Origin of the sequence: Achromobacter spanius (assembly GCF_002966795.1) — a bacterium.
In the GTDB taxonomy this organism is placed as follows: domain Bacteria; phylum Pseudomonadota; class Gammaproteobacteria; order Burkholderiales; family Burkholderiaceae_B; genus Achromobacter; species Achromobacter spanius_D.
On sequence record NZ_CP023270.1, the window covers coordinates 1,867,832 to 1,882,913 of the forward strand.

Sequence of the window (15,082 nt, forward strand, 5' to 3'; positions counted from 1 at the left end):
GGCAAGGCGCGCCGCAGCCAGGCGAAAAAAAACCCTCGGTGTGAAAACCGAGGGTTTTTGTTTGGCCTTGAAGAATTACTTCTTCGAGGTCGTGTCCTTCAGTTGAGGCAGCGACGTGCCGCTGGAGGCCAGCAGGCCGGTCTTGACGTACGTGAACAGCTTTTCGCGCGTGTCGACGATGTCGAGGTTGCGCATGGTGAGCTGGCCGATGCGGTCCGCCGGGGTGAAGGGGGCGTTTTCCACCTTCTCCATGGACAGGCGCTCGGGCGCGTACGTGAGGTTGGACGACACGGTGTTCAGCAGCGAGTAGTCGTTGCCGCGGCGCAGTTCGATGGTGACTTCGCCGGTGATGGCGCGGGCCACCCAGCGCTGGGCGGTTTCGCGCAGCATGATGGCTTGCGGGTCGAACCAGCGGCCCTGGTACAGCAGGCGGCCCAGCTTGCGGCCGTTTTCGCGGTACTGCTCGATGGTGTCTTCGTTGTGAATGCCGGTGACCAGGCGCTCGTAGGCGATGAAGAGCAGGGCCAGGCCCGGGGCTTCGTAGATGCCGCGGCTCTTGGCTTCGATGATCCGGTTTTCGATCTGGTCGCTCATGCCCAGGCCGTGACGGCCGCCGATGCGGTTGGCTTCGAGCAGCAGTTCGACGGGATCGGCGTATTCGACGCCGTTCAGCGCGACGGGCTGGCCTTCCTCGAAGCGCACCGTGACTTCCTCGGCCTTGACGGCGACGTCGTCGCGCCAGAACGCCACGCCCATGATGGGCTTGACGATGCGGATGCCGGAATTCAGTTGTTCCAGGTCCTTGGCTTCGTGCGTGGCGCCGAGCAGGTTGGAATCGGTGGAGTAGGCCTTTTCAGCCGACATCTTGTAGTCGAAACCGGCCTGGCGCATGTATTCGGACATTTCCGAACGGCCGCCGAGCTCGTCGATGAAGCGCTGGTCGAGCCAGGGCTTGTAGATCTTGAGTTCCGGGTTGGTGAGCAGACCGTAGCGGTAGAAACGCTCGATGTCGTTGCCCTTGAAGGTGCTGCCGTCGCCCCAGATGTTGACGTTGTCTTCCTTCATGGCGGCGACCAGCATCGTGCCGGTGACGGCGCGGCCGATGGGCGTCGTGTTGAAGTACGTGATGCCGGCGGTCGAGATGTGGAACGCGCCCGATTGCAGGGCGGCGATGCCTTCGGCCACGAGCTGCGCGCGGCAGTCGATCAGGCGGGCGTTTTCGGCGCCGTAGGCCAGGGCCTTGCGGGGAATCTCGTCGTAGTCGGATTCGTCGGGCTGGCCCAGGTTGGCGGTGTAGGCGTAGGGAATGGCGCCGTTGTTGCGCATCCAGAGGAGCGCCGCGCTGGTGTCCAGGCCGCCGGAAAAGGCGATGCCGACTTTCTGGCCGGTGGGCAGGTTCGGGAGGATAGTGGTCATTGTTTGAGGTGAGACGCCAACAGGACTTTGACAGCAACGAGCCGCCAAACAAGAAAATAGCCCGCCATTTTAACTCTTTTGAGGGGGGCTGGCCGCCGGGGTTGCGGCGCGGGGGCCGCCCGGCGCGAACAGCTCGGCAAGCCGCAGGCCTCGGATCAGCTCGCCCGTGGCCGCGGCCAGCCGGGTGGCCGGGCGGTGGCGGGCGCTGGCCAGCACCAGGTTGTTGGTGATGGTAGGCGAGCCGATGGCGCACAGGGACAGTTCATGCTCGGCGGCCGGCCCGCGCGCCGCCGAGCGCGGCAGGATGGCATAGGCATCGCCCTGCGCCGCCAGTTCGACGATGGTCTGCACGGCGTCGACCTCGGCGGCGACCTTGAGCCGCACGCCCTGCGCGCGGCAGACGCTTTCGACAAGGGTGCGGATGGCGTTGGGCAGGCTGGGCAGCACCAGCGGATAGTCGCCCAGCCGCGCGACCGGCACGCGGGCGGGCAAGGGCGGCTGATGGCCCGCGGCGGCGGCCAGAACCAGGTCTTCGCGGAACAGGGACTCGTAGACCAACTGCGGCGACGGGGCCGGATCGTAGAGCAAGGCCAGGTCCACCCGCCCGGCGAGCAGCCATTCGCGCACCTGGGCGCTCAGCCCTTCGGCCACCGCGATCGACGCTTCCGGAAAGTTCTGGCGGAATGCCTGCACCAGCGGCGGCGTGAGCACGCGCGCGATGCGCGGCGGCAGGCCGATCATGACCTTGCCGGTGGGCGTTTCGCGCAGCGTCTGCAGATCTTCCTTGGCGCGCTCGGCCAACGCCAACAGGGCGCGGGCGTGTTCCAGGAATCGCAGGCCCGCTTCCGTGGGCTCGGCGCCGCGCCCATTGCGGTAGAGCAGGTGCTGACCCAGCTCCAGTTCCAGCAGCCGCACCTGGCGGCTGAGCGTGGGCTGCGCGACGTCCAGCATTTCGGCCGCGCGCGAGAAACTACGGCGCTCGGCCACGCGCACGAAGTACTCGATCTGCTTAAGGTCCATCGGGATATTAGGTTTTTCGATATCAGAAATATACGGTATAGCATTGTTCGCCCACCGGCATTCCGCGACCATGGCGCTTTCCATGCAGGAAGTCCCCGTGCCCGATTGCCGTCCGCCGCTTGCCTCGCCCTCCCGTCCCCGCCATGCGCTGCCGCCGGGCGCGTGCGACGCGCACTGTCACGTCTTCGGACCCGGCGATGTGTTTCCGTATGCGGAAGGCCGGTCGTACACGCCGCCGGACGCGTCGTTCGCCAACATGGCGGCGCTGCATGCCCATCTGGGCATCGAGCGCGCCGTGGTGGTGCAGGCCAACTGCCACGGATCGGACCACCGCGCCTTGCTGGACGCGCTGGCGCGCAGCAATGGGCGCTATCGCGGCGTGGCGCTGCTGGGCGCGGACGCCACCGTTGCCAGCGTCAAGGCGCTGCATGAGGGCGGCGTGCGCGCCGCGCGTTTCAACTTCGTGCCGCATCTGGGCGGCGCGCCCGAGCCGGCCGTGTTCGACCATGTGGTCAAGCTGATCGCACCGCTGGGATGGCATCTGTGCCTGCACGTGGACGGCGCGATGCTGCCCGAATTGCTGCCGCGCCTGCTCACGCTGCCGGTGCCGTTCGTCGTGGACCACATGGGCAGGCTGAAGGCGGCCGATGGGCTGAATTCGCCCGCGATGCGCGCCTTGCTCGGTTTGGCAGACGTGCGCGAGGCCTGGGTGAAGGTCTCCGGCATCGACCGGATCGCCGCCGGCCGCCGCCCCTTTGCAGAAGGCATTCCCTTCGTGCGCGCGCTGGTGGAGGCCATGCCGGACCGCACCCTGTGGGGCACGGACTGGCCGCATCCGAATGTGGCGGGCGACATGCCGGACGACGGCGAATTGGTGGACACATTTTTCGAGGCCTGCCCGGATGCCGGACTACGCCAGCGCGTGCTGGTGGACAACCCGGCGCGGCTTTACGGATTTCAGTAGCAGGCAATGACCGCGGAACGAGGGCCAGGAAGCCCCCGCCGCAAGCACATCCCCATCAACGAGGAGACAACATGTTCAAGAAAATCATCTCGGCCGCCGTGCTGAGTCTGGCCGCCGCTGGCGCGGCCCATGCCGATGGCCCCGTGCGCCTGATCATTGCATTCCCGCCGGGCGGCCCCGTGGATCTGGTGGGCCGCGTGCTGGCCGAGCAACTGGGCAAGGAGCTCAAGCAGAACGTCATCGTCGAAAACAAGGCGGGCGCCAACGGCAACATCGCGGCGGCCTACGTGGCGAAGGCGCCGGCCGACGGCTCGGTGCTGTTTCTGACCAGCGTCGGCGCGGTGGCGATCAGCCCGGCGCTGTACAAGGACCTGCCGTATGACCCCGCGCGCGATTTCGCGCCGGTCTCGCGCGTGGTGAACAACGCCACGGTCTTCGTGGTGAACCCCTCCAATCCGGCGACGGATGCCGCCGACTTTGTGAAGAAGTCGCAGGCCGCGTCGCAGTCCGTGGCCATCGGTTCGTCGGGCATCGGCAGCATTCCGCACCTGACGCTGGAAATGTTCGCCGATTCCAGCAAGGCCAAGGTGCTGCACGTGCCGTACAAGGGCGCGGCTCCCGTCATCAACGACGTGATGGGCAATCAGGTGTCCGGCTTCTTCGGCGACGTGCCGGGCCTGATCGGCCACATCCAGGGCGGCAAGCTCAAGCCGTTGGGCCTGGCCGCGCCGACCCGTCATCCGCTGCTGCCCGACGTGAAGACGATGGCCGAGCTGGGCATCCCCGGCGTCGAATCGAACAACTGGTATGGCCTGGTTGCGCCCGCGTCCACGCCGGCCGCCACCGTCGACAAGCTGAACCAGGCCGTGCGCGCCGCGCTGGCGAACGAGGCCGTCCGCGCCCGTCTGGAGAAGTTCGGCGCCGAGGCCGCGCCCAGCACGCCGCAGGAGCTGGGCGCGCTGATCGCCGCCGACCGCGAGAAGTGGACCGCGCTGATCCAGCGCAAGAACATCCGTCCGGAGTAAGCATGAGCGCTCGCCGAATCGAACCCGTCGCGCCCGGCACCCGCCCGGAACTGGCCGTGCTGGAGGCGCGCATCGCCGCCGCGCGCGGCCGCATCTCGCCGTTGTATCAGGTGCTGTTGAACAGTCCGGCGGTGGTCGAGGGCTGGGAAGCCATGCTGACCGCGATCCGGCAGAAGACGTCGCTGGCGCCGCGGCTGCGCGAGCTGATCATCCTGCGCGTGGCGACGTTGAACAATGCGCCGTACGAGTTCGAGGCGCACGTGCCGCACGCGCTGGCGGGCGGCATGCCGCAGGCGGTCATCGATGTGCTGCGCGGCAACCCCGCGCCGGATCAGGTGCAGGGACTGGAACCCGGAGAAGCCGAGGTGCTGGCGCTGACGGACGCCATGACCCGCGACATCGAGGTGCCGGACGCGGTGTTCGCGCCGCTGCGCGAGCGCTACGATGATGCGCAACTGGTGGAACTGACGGCAACGGTCGGCGCGTACAACATGGTGTCGCGCTTTCTGGTCGCTTTGCGCGTTGGACATTGAAGGAGAGGGCTGTGCAGGAAACGATGTTGCTGGTGTCGCTGGGCGAACGGTTTGACGAGGCGCGCGCCCGGGATCTGGCTGGACGTCTCGCGGACGGGCTGGCGGATGTGAAGATCAGCGCCTTTGCCGCGCTGGAAGCCGAGGACACCTACGTATATGTGCGCGGGGCCCGTGCATTGCCGGAGATCCAGGCGCGCCTGGCCGAACTGGCGCCCGGCGCGCATGCGCGGGTGCTGCACCTGACGCTGGACCTGCCCGGCGCGTCGGCGGGGCAGGAGTCGCCGTGGCATTACATCGTCGAAACCGACGTGCTGCCCGAAGCCGAGGCCGACCTGAACGCGTGGTATGACCAGGAGCATCTGCCGGGGCTGGCGTCGGTGCCCGGCACGGTGCGCGCGCAGCGCTGGGAATGCCGCGATGAATCGCCGCGCTACCTGGCCTGCTACGACCTGCACACGCAGGAAACCTTTGGCAGCCCGCCGTGGCTGGCCGTGCGCGCAACCGATTGGAGCAGCCGCGTGCGGCCGTCGTTCCGCAACACGCGGCGCACGATGTTCAGAAAGATCCTGTAGCGCCAAGCGTTTTAGAAAGCAGAAAGTAAAAAGTAGAAGGGCCCGGACATCGCAGGATGTCCGGGCCCATTTCATGCGTGCGGGACGGGTTTAGTCGACCTGACCCAGCAGCAGGAATTCCATCAGCGCCTTCTGCACGTGCAGGCGGTTCTCGGCTTCGTCCCAGACCACGCTTTGCGGTCCGTCGATGACTTCGCCGGTGACTTCCTCCCCGCGGTGGGCGGGCAGGCAGTGCATGAAGACGGCCTTCGGGTCAGCCGCGGCCATCATTTCGGCGTCCACGCACCAGTCGGCGAATGCCGCGCGGCGCTCTTCGTTTTCGGCCTCGTAGCCCATGCTGGTCCACACGTCGGTAGTGACCAGGTGCGCGCCCTTGCAGGCTTCCATCGGGTCCTTGAACTGGCGCAGCACCTTGTCGGACGGCGTGCCGATGCGGGAGGCTTCGAGTTCGTAGCCGGCCGGCGTGGACACATGCAGCGTGAAGCCCAGCATTTCGGCCGCGTGCAGCCAGGTGTAAGCCATGTTGTTGGCATCGCCCACCCAGGCGACCGTCTTGCCGGCGATGGGGCCGCGGTGCTCGATGTAGGTGAAGATGTCCGCCAGGATCTGGCAGGGGTGGAATTCGTTGGTCAGGCCGTTGATCACGGGCACGCGCGAATGCGACGCGAAGCGCTCGATGCGGGTCTGCTCGAACGTGCGGATCATGACGATGTCGACCATGCGCGAGATCACGCGCGCGGTGTCCTCGATGGGCTCGGAGCGGCCGAGCTGCGAATCGTTGGACGTCAGGTTGATGACCGAGCCGCCCATCTGGTACATGCCGGCCTCGAACGACACGCGGGTGCGCGTGCTGGCCTTTTCGAACACCATTGCCAGCGTGCGGTCGTGCAGCGGCATGTGGGGCTCATAGCGTTTGAACTTTTCCTTGATCAGGCGCGCGCGGTCCAGCACGTAGGCGATCTCGGCGGACGAGAAGTCCTTGAACTGCAGAAAGTGCCGCAGCGGGCCGTTTTGAGTCGTGGGAGGAGTCATGTTGATGTCGCAGGTCATTGGGCCCCGCCAGGCTCGTGGCCCGGCAGGGACGTTGATTATGGTTTTTCGGCCAGGAACTGTTGGATGAGCGGCACCAGAAGGGCGACGATCTGGTCGGCCTCCTGGCGCGTCAGGATCAGCGGCGGCAGCATGCGGATGACGCGGTCGCGCGTGACGTTGATGAGCAGGCCTGCTTCCATGGCGCGTAGCGCAAGGACGCCGCAGGGGCGGGCCAGCTCGATGCCCAGCATGAGGCCGCGGCCGCGGATGTCGGCCACGCCGGGCGTGCCGGCCAGCGCGCCGGCCAGGCGGTCTTTCAGGTATTCGCCCACGTCATGGGCGTTTTCAAGCAGGTTTTCGGATTCCAGCGCATCGAGCACCGCGAGGCCCGCGGCGCACACGAGCGGTCCGCCGCCGAACGTGGTGCCGTGGCTGCCCGGCGTGAAGACGCCCGCGGCCGGGCCCGCGGCCAGCATCGCGCCGATGGGCACGCCGCCCGCCAGACCCTTGGCCAGCGTCATGACGTCGGGGCGGATGTCGGCCCACTGGTGCGCGAACCACTTGCCGGTGCGGCCAATGCCGGATTGGACTTCGTCGATCATCAGCAACCAGCCGCGCTCGGTGCACAGTTGGCGCAGCGCCTGCAGGTAGGCGATGTCGGACGGGCGGATGCCGCCTTCGCCCTGCAGGACTTCCAGCAGCACGGCAGTGGTGCGCGGCTCGGCGTCGCCAGCGGCGCGCACCGCTTCCAGGTTGTTGTACGGCACCTGGATGAAACCGCTAGGCAGGGGTTCGAAGCCCTTGCGCGCCTTGTCGCTGCCGGTGGCCGCCAGCGTGGCCAGCGTGCGGCCATGCCAGGACGAATCCATGGTGATGATGTGGGCGTGCTTGTTGCCGCGCTGGTAGGCGTAGTAGCGGGCGAGCTTGATGGCCGCTTCGTTGGCCTCGGAGCCGCTGTTGTTGAACGCGACTTCCTGCATGCCGGACAGCGCCGTCAGCCGGGCGGCAAGCTCGGTCTGCTGGGGGATGCCGTAGATGTTGGAGGTATGGATGACGCGGGCGGCCTGCTCGGCGATGGCGGCAACCAGCTTCGGATGGGCATGGCCCAGGCACGAGACGCCGATGCCGGCCAGGGCATCCAGGTACTTGCGGCCGCTTGCGTCCCACAGCCAGACACCCTGGCCGTGCGTGAACGATACCGGCAGCCGGGCATAGATATTGGCCAGAGGCGAGCTCATCGCGGATCCTCCTGGGGGAATGGCATCGACAGCATGCCCGCTTGCTAGGGCGAATCAGGGGAGAATCGCGGTTCGAAAGAGGGCAAAGGATCAATCATATACAATTCGCGGCGCGGCACGCATGTTTGATCACGCCGAAGATCCGGCTTTCGTGAAAGGCGTCCCGCAGTGAAGAACACATGGCAACTCGCGTCAGACAATTCGTAATTCATGGCGTTACCGAAAGCGGTAGCCGCTTCCGCCCGAGCGATTGGGCCGAACGGCTCGCCGGCGTAATGGCACAGTTCCGGCCCGCCGGCTGTGCTGGTAACCACCTCACTTATTCGCCTTATGTGCTGCCCGTCGTGATCGATGGCGTGCGCGGGATCGTCGTCGACCTGCGCCTGCGCGACCTGGAGCCGCTGGCCTACAAGTTCGTGGTGGATTTCGCCCGCGACAACAACCTCAAGACGGAAGAACGCGAAATCTAGGCCCCCAGAACGAAAAAGCGCCCCAACCGGGCGCTTTTCTCATTCTGTGACCCCTGCACGCCGGCTAGGCGGGCCGGGCGCTACCCGCCGCACGGACGATTGCCCGCGCGGCGGCTACGCGCGGATCACTTCGCGTACACCAGGTCGCGCAACCCCAGCGACAGCCCCGGCCAGTAGGTGATGACCAGCAGGCACAGGATCACCACGCCGACGAAGGGCACCAGGGGTTTGATCAAACGCTCCAGCGGCAGCTTGGCCACCGCGCACGCGGCAAACAGGTTCACCCCGAACGGCGGCGTGATCATGCCCAGCGCCAGGTTGACCACCATGATGATGCCGAAGTGCACCGGGTCCACGCCGAACTGCAGCGCCACCGGCAGCAGCAAGGGGGCCAGCACGACGATCGACGCCGAGGTTTCGATGAACATGCCGATGACGAACAGCGCGGCGTTCACGCCCATCAGGAAGCCGAACTTGGTGTCGAAGATCTGGGCGAGCCACGTGCCCAGCGCATCGGGAATGCCGGCGCGGTTGAGCAGGAAGCTGAAGATGCCCGCGTTGGCGATCACGAACATGATGACGGCGGTGGACACCACCGACTTGTGCAGCGTGTCCGAGAGCTGGCGGAAGGTCAGGCGGCGGTAGATGAACTTGCCCACGAAGACGGCGTACATCACGGCCACGACCGACGCTTCGGTCGGCGTGAAGACACCGCCGTAGATGCCGCCCAGGATGATGACGGGCATCAGCAGCGCCAGCCAGGCGCGCTTGAACGCGGGCCACAGCGGCAGGCGGCCTTCGCCGTCGCGCTTGCCCAGGTTGTTGCGCTTGGCGTAGAGCCAGACGTAGAACATCAGCGCAACGCCGATCAGGATGCCCGGCACGACGCCGGCAATGAAGAGTTCGCCGGTGGACGTATCGGTGGACACGGCAAACAGGATCATCGGGATGGACGGCGGGATGATGACCCCGAGTTCCGCCGCGCTGGCCTGCAATGACGCCGCAAACGGGGCCGGATAGCCGTGCCGGATCATTGCGGGGATCAGGATCGCGCCGACCGCAAAGGTGGTGGCCACGCTGGAGCCCGCGACCGCCGCGAAGATCATGCAGGTCAGCACGCAGGTGCAGGCCAGGCCGCCCTGGATGCCGCCGACCACGCTCTTGGCGAATTCCACCATGCGTTCGGAGATGCCGCCGGCTTCCATCAGGTTGCCGGCCAGGATGAAGAACGGGATGGCCACGAGCGGGTACTTGTCCAGCGCGGCAAACAACTGCTGCGCGACGACCAGCCAGGGCAGGCCCGACGCGCCGACTCCCGCGAGGCTGGCCAGCCCGATCGACACGGCGACCGGCACGGACAGCCCGAAGAAAATCAGCATCGAGACAATCATTAATTGGGACATGGCGATTTCTGCTGCTCAGGTTCGATAGGGGGCGGCTCAGCCTTGCGCGTCGTTGCGCACGGGCACGTCGTCTTCTTCGCCGGCGCACCAGCGGGCCAGCACGGCAATGGCCGCCAGCGTGGCGCCCACGGGGATCGCCAGGTAGATCCAGGAAATCGAGATATCCAGGCTCGGCACGTTCTGGAAACGCACGCGATAGGTCATGTTGCCGCCGATCCAGGCCAGAAAGCCGAGAAAGCCGGCGCAGATCAGGCCGATGATGGCCTCAAGCACGCGGCGGCGCGTGCCGCCCAGCAGGTTGCGCAGCAGCTCGACGCTGATCATGGCGCCGTGGCGGAAGGCCAGGGCCACGCCCAGCAGCACGGTCCAGATGAGGAGGGCGCGGGTGAGGACCTCGCTCCAGTCGGCGGGCGAATGCAGCACGAACCGGGCGATGACCTGATAGAACGCGGCGGCCGCGGCGGCCACCAGCAGGAGTTGGGCGAGGGCCGAGACCAGCTTGAACAGGCCGCGGTCGAAGGCGCAGAGCAAACGCATGGTGAATTCCGTTGGCGATGAACGCGGAAAAGTGGGGCGGGCGCGCGGCGCAGGCCGGACCCGCCGCCAGGCGAACGGCCCCGCGATGGGGGCCGTGCCGGCTTACTTAGTGTCGCGGATCGAGTCGATCAGCTTCTTGTCGAACTTCTTGTAGTACTCGGGGTAGGCCGGTTCCACGGCGGCGGCAAAGGCGGCGCGGTCCACTTCGGACACCTGCATGCCTTCCTTCTTGAGTTGCTCGACGCCCGTCTTCTCGATGTTGTCGACATAGGCGCGCATGGCCTGGGCCGATTCCTTGCCGGCCTTGTCGAAGTTGGCCTTGTCGGCGGCCGACAGGCCCTCATAGACGTTCGCGGACATCAGCACCAGGGCCGGGCCGTACACGTGGCCGGTCAGCGACAGGTACTTCTGCATCTGCGACAGCTTGGCCGACGTGATCACGGACAAGGGGTTTTCCTGGCCGTCGATGGTGCCCTGCTGCAGCGCGGTGGCCACTTCGGGCCAGGCCATCGGCGTGGGCAGGATGCCGATCTGGCGGAAGGCCGTGATGTGGATCGGGTTTTCGGTGGTGCGGATCTTCAGGCCCTTGGCGTCCGCCGGGGTCTTGACCGGGCGCACGTTGTTGGTCAGGTGGCGAAAGCCCTGTTCGCCCCACGCCAGCGCCACGATGCCGCGGCTGGGGAACTTGGCCAGCATGTCCTGGCCGATCTTGCTGTCGAGCACGGCACGGGCGTGCGGCAGGTCGCGCAGCAGGAACGGGATGTCGAAAACGCCGGTCTCGGGAACAAAATTCAGGGTTGCACCGGTCGAAACGATCGCCAGGTCGATGGTGCCGATCTGCAGGCCTTCGATCACTTCGCGTTCGCCGCCCAGCGCGCTGTTGGCGAACTGCTGGACCTTGAACTTGCCGTTGGTGGAGCCTTCGATGGATTTGGCCATCGCGTCGGCGCCGGCGCCGTAGTGCGACGACGTCGACAGGGCGTAGGCCATCTTCAGGGTGGTCTGCGCCGCCGAGGGCAGCGAGGTGGCGGCCGCGCAGGCGGCCAGAATCGTGGCCGCAAGCCAGGTTTTACGCATTGTCTTCTCCGGAATTGGTTATCTTTATGGGCGGCTTTGCCTCCCGCCCCGGGATGATATCGGGATTCGGACGCCCTACAGGCGCTTAGTTAACATAGACGAATGATGGATTTCCCTGATATGTCACAGGCCAAGCGCCCTGGTTTCTGGTCCACCTTGCGCCTGGGCGCCCGGATGATGATGCGCGACGCGCGCGCCGGTGAACTGCGCCTGCTGGTCCTGGCGCTGGTCGTGGCGGTCGCCGCCGTCACCAGCGTGGGCTTTCTGGCCGACCGGGTCGGCCGCGCGCTGGAACGCGACGCCGGCCAGATGCTGGGCGCCGATCTGGTGCTGGATGCCGACGAGCCCGTGCCCGCCGCGTTCAAGGATCAGGCGCGCGAGCGCGGTCTGACGGTTTCCGGCACGTGGCAATTTCCGTCCATGGTGGGCGCCGGGGACGGCGCGCAGCTGGCGGCGCTGAAAGCGGTGGAGCCGGGCTATCCGCTGCGCGGGGCCTTGCGGGTGGCGGATGCGCCGTTCGCGCCCGACGCGGCCACGCGCGACGTGCCGCCCGAAGGCACGGTGTGGGTCGACGCGCAGTTGCTGGCGCTGCTGAATTTGAAGGTGGGCGATACGCTGAATGTGGGCGACGCCCACATGCGCATCGACCGCGTCATCACCTATGAGCCAGACAAGGGCATGCAGTTTGTCAACGTCGCCCCGCGCGTGCTGCTGCGCGCCAGCGACCTGCCGGCCACCGGCCTCATCGCCCCGGGCAGCCGCATCGGCTATGCCATGCTGGTCGCCGGCCAGCCCGACGCCGTGGCCGGGTATTCCACCTGGCTGAACCAGAATCTGAAGCGCGGCCAGAAGATCGCCACCCTGGAATCGGGCCGCCCGGAAGTGCGCCGCACGCTGGACCGCGCGCAGCGCTTCCTGTCGCTGGTTGCGCTGCTGGCCGTGCTGATCTCGGCCGTGGCCGTGGCGCTGGCGGCGGGGCGCTACATGACGCGCCATCGTGATGGCATCGCGGTCATGCGCTGCCTGGGCGCGGTGCAATCGCAGGTTTCCCGCATGCTGACGCTGGAATTCACATTGGTCGGACTGTTCTCGTCCGCCGCGGGCTGCCTGCTGGGATTCGGCGTGCATCAGGTGCTGGTCATGCTGCTGGGCTCGCTGATCGACACGACGTTGCCCGCGCCGTCGGCCATTCCGGCGCTGCAAGGCCTTCTGACCGGATTGCTGCTGCTTCTAGGCTTTGCGCTGCCGGCGCTGGCGCAGCTGCGCCACGTGCCGCCCGCCCGCGTCCTGCGGCGCGACGCGGATACGATCAGCGCGCGCAGCGCCTTCGGCTACGTGCTGGGCGCGGCGGGCTTTGCGCTCCTGATCTGGTGGTTCGCGGGCGACGCCAAGCTGGGCGGCGTGGTGGCCGGAGGCTTTCTGGGCGCCTTTGGCGTGTTCGCGCTGGTCGCCTGGCTGTGCATCCTGGGCCTGGCGCGCGTGCGCCGTCTGGCCGCCGGACTGCCCGCGCTGCGCTTTGCGCTGGCGGGGGTGGTGCGCCGCCGGGCGGCCACGATCACTCAGGTCTGCGCGCTGGCGGTCGGCTTGATGGCGCTGCTGCTATTGACCATGACGCGTACCGATCTGATCCAGGGCTGGCAGCGCACGATGCCGCCGGACGCGCCCAACCGTTTCCTGATCAACGTGCAGCCGGACCAGCGCCAGGCCGTGACCGATGCGCTGACGCGCGAAGGCCTGGGCCGCATCACGCTGTCGCCGATGGTCAGAGGCCGACTGATTGCCGTCAACGGCAAGCCGGTGGGGCCGGACGACTACGAAGAACCGCGCGCCAAGCGCCTGGTGGACCGCGAATTCAACCTGTCCTATGGCGACGAGATGCCGTCGTCCAACCGCATCGAACAGGGCCGCTGGCTGACGCCGGGCTCGGCCGAGGTCTCGCTGGAGGCGGGGCTGGCGCAGTCGCTGCGCATCGGATTGGGCGACAAGATGACGTTCGACGTGGCCGGCCAGCAGGTCGAGGTGGCAGTGTCGAGCATCCGCCGGGTGGATTGGGATACGATGCGCGTCAATTTTTTCGCCATCCTGACCCCCGCCGCACTGGCCGACATGCCCCAGAGCTGGATCACATCCTTCTACCTGCCGCCCGACAAGGCGGCGGTGCTGCCCGCCCTGGTGCGGGAGTTTCCGAACCTGACGGTGTTCGACGTGGGCGCCATCCTGCAGCAGTTGCAGTCCGTGCTGAATGAAGTGGGCCGCGCGGTGCAACTGCTGTTCCTGTTCACCCTGGCCGCCGGCGTGCTGGTGCTGTCCGCGGCGCTGACCGCGACGCGCGACGAGCGCATGCGCGAGGCGGCGGTGCTGCGCGCGCTGGGCGCCACACGCCGTCAGCTTGCCCGTTCGCAGCGCATCGAGCTCTGGGCCGTGGGCGGCTTGGCAGGCTTGCTGGCGGCGGCTGGCGCGACCGCCATCGCTTGGGCTTTATCAACCCAGGTGTTCGACTTCACCATTACCCTCAGCCTCTGGCCGTGGCTGGCCGGCATCGGCGCCGGCATGCTGGGGGCGTGGGCGGGCGGCGCGCTTGCCCTGCGCGGCGTCCTGCGCACGCCGCCGCTCGTCACCCTCCGAGAAACCTGATGACGTCCCGCGTCCACACCATCACAGAACCCGTGGAAAATTCCCGCACCATGTTTGACCTTCTTGGCGGCGAAGCCGGCGTGCGCGCCCTCGTCGACCGCTTCTATGACCTGATGGACATGGAGCCCGACCTCAAGGAACTGCGCGCCGCCCACGGCCCCAGCCTGGACGAGGCGCGCGACAAGCTCTTCTGGTTCCTGTGCGGCTATTTCGGCGGGCCGGACCACTACATCGAACGCTTCGGCCATCCCCGCCTGCGGGCGCGCCACCTGCCGTTTTCCATCGGCGAGGTCGAGCGCGACCAATGGGTGACCTGTATCGGCCGGGCAATGGAAGACGAGGGCATCGAGCCCGTCCTGGTCGAGCGCCTGCTCGAATCGTTCTACGGCGTGGCCGACTGGATGCGCAACCGTGAAGGCTGACGATCAATCCGGCGCGCGGCGCTCCGCCTGGGATGGTCCGCTGGCCGGCGCCATGCTCAGCGACGCGCGGCGCCTTGCGGACGCGGGCCCCGAAGTCTTCAACCCCGCGCACTATGGCGAACGGGCCCGGCTGGTTGACGCAGGCGGACGCCAGGCCGCGTGGTTCGTGGAGGGGCAGGGCTGGCAGGGCGTGCTGCGGCGCTACCGCCGCGGCGGCATGATCGCCCGCATCAGCCGCGACGCGTATCTCTGGAACGGCGAGTCGCGCACACGCAGTTTTCGCGAGTACCGGCTGCTGGCCGCCCTGCGCGCGCAAGGGCTGCCGGTGCCGGCGCCGCTGGCGGCCGCCTACTGGCGCCAGGGTCCGATCTACCGCGCCGCCATCGTGGTCGAGCGCATTCCCGGCGTGCGCCCCTTGGCGCAGGCGCTTTCCGAACCTCTGTGGCAGCCGGTGGCCGATGCCATCGTGCGCATGCACCGGGCGGGCGTCTGGCATGCCGATCTGAACGCGTTCAACATCCTTATCGGCAACGACGGCCGGGTCTGGCTCATCGACTTTGACCGCGGCACGCAGGGCGGGCTGTCGGAGCGGCAGCGCCAGGCCAATCTCGACCGCCTGCGCCGGTCGCTGCGCAAGGTGGCCGGCGAGGCCGGCGACCGTTTCTGGATGCGCATGCGCGACAGTTACTGGACTGCCTGGGGCATCGGAATCCAGCCCTGACCGCCGGTCCGCCCGCCG

At 67.4% G+C, this 15,082-nt stretch carries 15 protein-coding genes; 8 read left to right on the forward strand and 7 right to left on the reverse strand.

All coding sequences use genetic code 11. The features are described 5' to 3' along the window. Positions 1–75: 75 nt before the first annotated feature. Both argG and CLM73_RS08430 read right to left on the reverse strand, forming a co-directional pair. Entirely contained in the window at positions 76–1,416 is a 1,341-nt protein-coding gene (argG, locus tag CLM73_RS08425) for an argininosuccinate synthase (RefSeq protein ID WP_056567185.1), read from the reverse strand. A gap of 69 nt (positions 1,417–1,485) precedes the next feature. Then, positions 1,486–2,436, reverse strand: coding sequence for a LysR substrate-binding domain-containing protein (locus tag CLM73_RS08430; protein WP_105238063.1), 951 nt, complete (start codon positions 2,434–2,436; stop codon positions 1,486–1,488). A gap of 97 nt (positions 2,437–2,533) precedes the next feature. On the opposite strand from CLM73_RS08430, the gene CLM73_RS08435 reads away from it, so the two are divergent. The 4 genes from CLM73_RS08435 (at position 2,534) to CLM73_RS08450 (ending at position 5,530) form a co-directional block, all read left to right on the forward strand. Next, positions 2,534–3,400: an amidohydrolase family protein gene (locus CLM73_RS08435; protein ID WP_199778315.1), complete on the forward strand. Its 867-nt coding sequence runs from the start codon at positions 2,534–2,536 to the stop codon at positions 3,398–3,400. Between the two features lie 71 nt (positions 3,401–3,471). Next, positions 3,472–4,425 (forward strand): Bug family tripartite tricarboxylate transporter substrate binding protein, encoded by a 954-nt coding sequence (locus CLM73_RS08440; RefSeq protein ID WP_105238064.1) that lies wholly within the window; start codon positions 3,472–3,474, stop codon positions 4,423–4,425. Between the two features lie 2 nt (positions 4,426–4,427). Further along, positions 4,428–4,958 (forward strand): carboxymuconolactone decarboxylase family protein, encoded by a 531-nt coding sequence (locus CLM73_RS08445; RefSeq protein ID WP_105238065.1) that lies wholly within the window; start codon positions 4,428–4,430, stop codon positions 4,956–4,958. Positions 4,959–4,969: 11 nt separating this feature from the next. Beyond that, a complete protein-coding gene (locus tag CLM73_RS08450; protein WP_105238066.1) occupies positions 4,970–5,530 on the forward strand; it encodes a DUF4286 family protein in 561 nt (186 codons plus the stop codon). A 90-nt stretch (positions 5,531–5,620) separates the two neighbouring features. On the opposite strand, the gene argF is transcribed toward CLM73_RS08450, so the two are convergent. Together argF and CLM73_RS08460 are read right to left on the reverse strand one after the other, a co-directional pair. After that, the gene (gene argF / locus CLM73_RS08455) at positions 5,621–6,562 is read right to left on the reverse strand and encodes an ornithine carbamoyltransferase (RefSeq protein WP_105241427.1); all 942 of its coding nucleotides are present in this window, start codon (positions 6,560–6,562) and stop codon (positions 5,621–5,623) included. A gap of 56 nt (positions 6,563–6,618) precedes the next feature. After that, positions 6,619–7,800, reverse strand: a complete 1,182-nt coding sequence (locus CLM73_RS08460) for an aspartate aminotransferase family protein (protein WP_105238067.1) — start codon at positions 7,798–7,800, stop codon at positions 6,619–6,621. 179 nt (positions 7,801–7,979) lie between these two features. Between CLM73_RS08460 and CLM73_RS08465 the strand changes: the two genes are divergently transcribed. Beyond that, positions 7,980–8,270: a DUF3579 domain-containing protein gene (locus tag CLM73_RS08465; protein ID WP_013392635.1), complete on the forward strand. Its 291-nt coding sequence runs from the start codon at positions 7,980–7,982 to the stop codon at positions 8,268–8,270. A 125-nt stretch (positions 8,271–8,395) separates the two neighbouring features. On the opposite strand, the gene CLM73_RS08470 is transcribed toward CLM73_RS08465, so the two are convergent. From CLM73_RS08470 to CLM73_RS08480, 3 genes are all read right to left on the reverse strand, one after another. Continuing rightward, positions 8,396–9,673, reverse strand: coding sequence for a TRAP transporter large permease (locus CLM73_RS08470; RefSeq protein ID WP_105238068.1), 1,278 nt, complete (start codon positions 9,671–9,673; stop codon positions 8,396–8,398). 36 nt (positions 9,674–9,709) lie between these two features. Then, entirely contained in the window at positions 9,710–10,210 is a 501-nt protein-coding gene (locus CLM73_RS08475; protein WP_056567167.1) for a TRAP transporter small permease, read from the reverse strand. 102 nt (positions 10,211–10,312) lie between these two features. Further along, entirely contained in the window at positions 10,313–11,287 is a 975-nt protein-coding gene (locus CLM73_RS08480) for a TRAP transporter substrate-binding protein (RefSeq protein WP_105238069.1), read from the reverse strand. Positions 11,288–11,389: 102 nt separating this feature from the next. On the opposite strand from CLM73_RS08480, the gene CLM73_RS08485 reads away from it, so the two are divergent. From CLM73_RS08485 to CLM73_RS08495, 3 genes are read left to right on the forward strand one after another with little or no spacing between them, the layout of a single operon-like run. Beyond that, on the forward strand, positions 11,390–13,921 hold the full coding sequence (locus CLM73_RS08485; protein WP_105238070.1) for an ABC transporter permease: 2,532 nt from the start codon (positions 11,390–11,392) through the stop codon (positions 13,919–13,921). Beyond that, positions 13,921–14,343, forward strand: coding sequence for a group II truncated hemoglobin (locus tag CLM73_RS08490; protein ID WP_082578979.1), 423 nt, complete (start codon positions 13,921–13,923; stop codon positions 14,341–14,343). Before CLM73_RS08485 ends, CLM73_RS08490 begins: the two co-directional genes overlap by 1 nt. After that, positions 14,333–15,064, forward strand: a complete 732-nt coding sequence (locus CLM73_RS08495) for a 3-deoxy-D-manno-octulosonic acid kinase (protein ID WP_105238071.1) — start codon at positions 14,333–14,335, stop codon at positions 15,062–15,064. Before CLM73_RS08490 ends, CLM73_RS08495 begins: the two co-directional genes overlap by 11 nt. Positions 15,065–15,082: the final 18 nt, after the last annotated feature.

Excerpts from the sequence above, each read along its gene's own strand:
- argG (WP_056567185.1), bottom strand. The coding sequence starts at position 1,416 with ATGACCACTATCCTCCCGAACCTGCCCACCGGCCAGAAAGTCGGCATC.
- CLM73_RS08430 (WP_105238063.1), bottom strand. The coding sequence starts at position 2,436 with ATGGACCTTAAGCAGATCGAGTACTTCGTGCGCGTGGCCGAGCGCCGT.
- CLM73_RS08440 (WP_105238064.1), top strand. The coding sequence starts at position 3,472 with ATGTTCAAGAAAATCATCTCGGCCGCCGTGCTGAGTCTGGCCGCCGCT.
- CLM73_RS08445 (WP_105238065.1), top strand. The coding sequence starts at position 4,428 with ATGAGCGCTCGCCGAATCGAACCCGTCGCGCCCGGCACCCGCCCGGAA.
- argF (WP_105241427.1), bottom strand. The coding sequence starts at position 6,562 with ATGACTCCTCCCACGACTCAAAACGGCCCGCTGCGGCACTTTCTGCAG.
- CLM73_RS08460 (WP_105238067.1), bottom strand. The coding sequence starts at position 7,800 with ATGAGCTCGCCTCTGGCCAATATCTATGCCCGGCTGCCGGTATCGTTC.
- CLM73_RS08465 (WP_013392635.1), top strand. The coding sequence starts at position 7,980 with ATGGCAACTCGCGTCAGACAATTCGTAATTCATGGCGTTACCGAAAGC.
- CLM73_RS08470 (WP_105238068.1), bottom strand. The coding sequence starts at position 9,673 with ATGTCCCAATTAATGATTGTCTCGATGCTGATTTTCTTCGGGCTGTCC.
- CLM73_RS08475 (WP_056567167.1), bottom strand. The coding sequence starts at position 10,210 with ATGCGTTTGCTCTGCGCCTTCGACCGCGGCCTGTTCAAGCTGGTCTCG.
- CLM73_RS08480 (WP_105238069.1), bottom strand. The coding sequence starts at position 11,287 with ATGCGTAAAACCTGGCTTGCGGCCACGATTCTGGCCGCCTGCGCGGCC.
- CLM73_RS08485 (WP_105238070.1), top strand. The coding sequence starts at position 11,390 with ATGATGGATTTCCCTGATATGTCACAGGCCAAGCGCCCTGGTTTCTGG.
- CLM73_RS08490 (WP_082578979.1), top strand. The coding sequence starts at position 13,921 with ATGACGTCCCGCGTCCACACCATCACAGAACCCGTGGAAAATTCCCGC.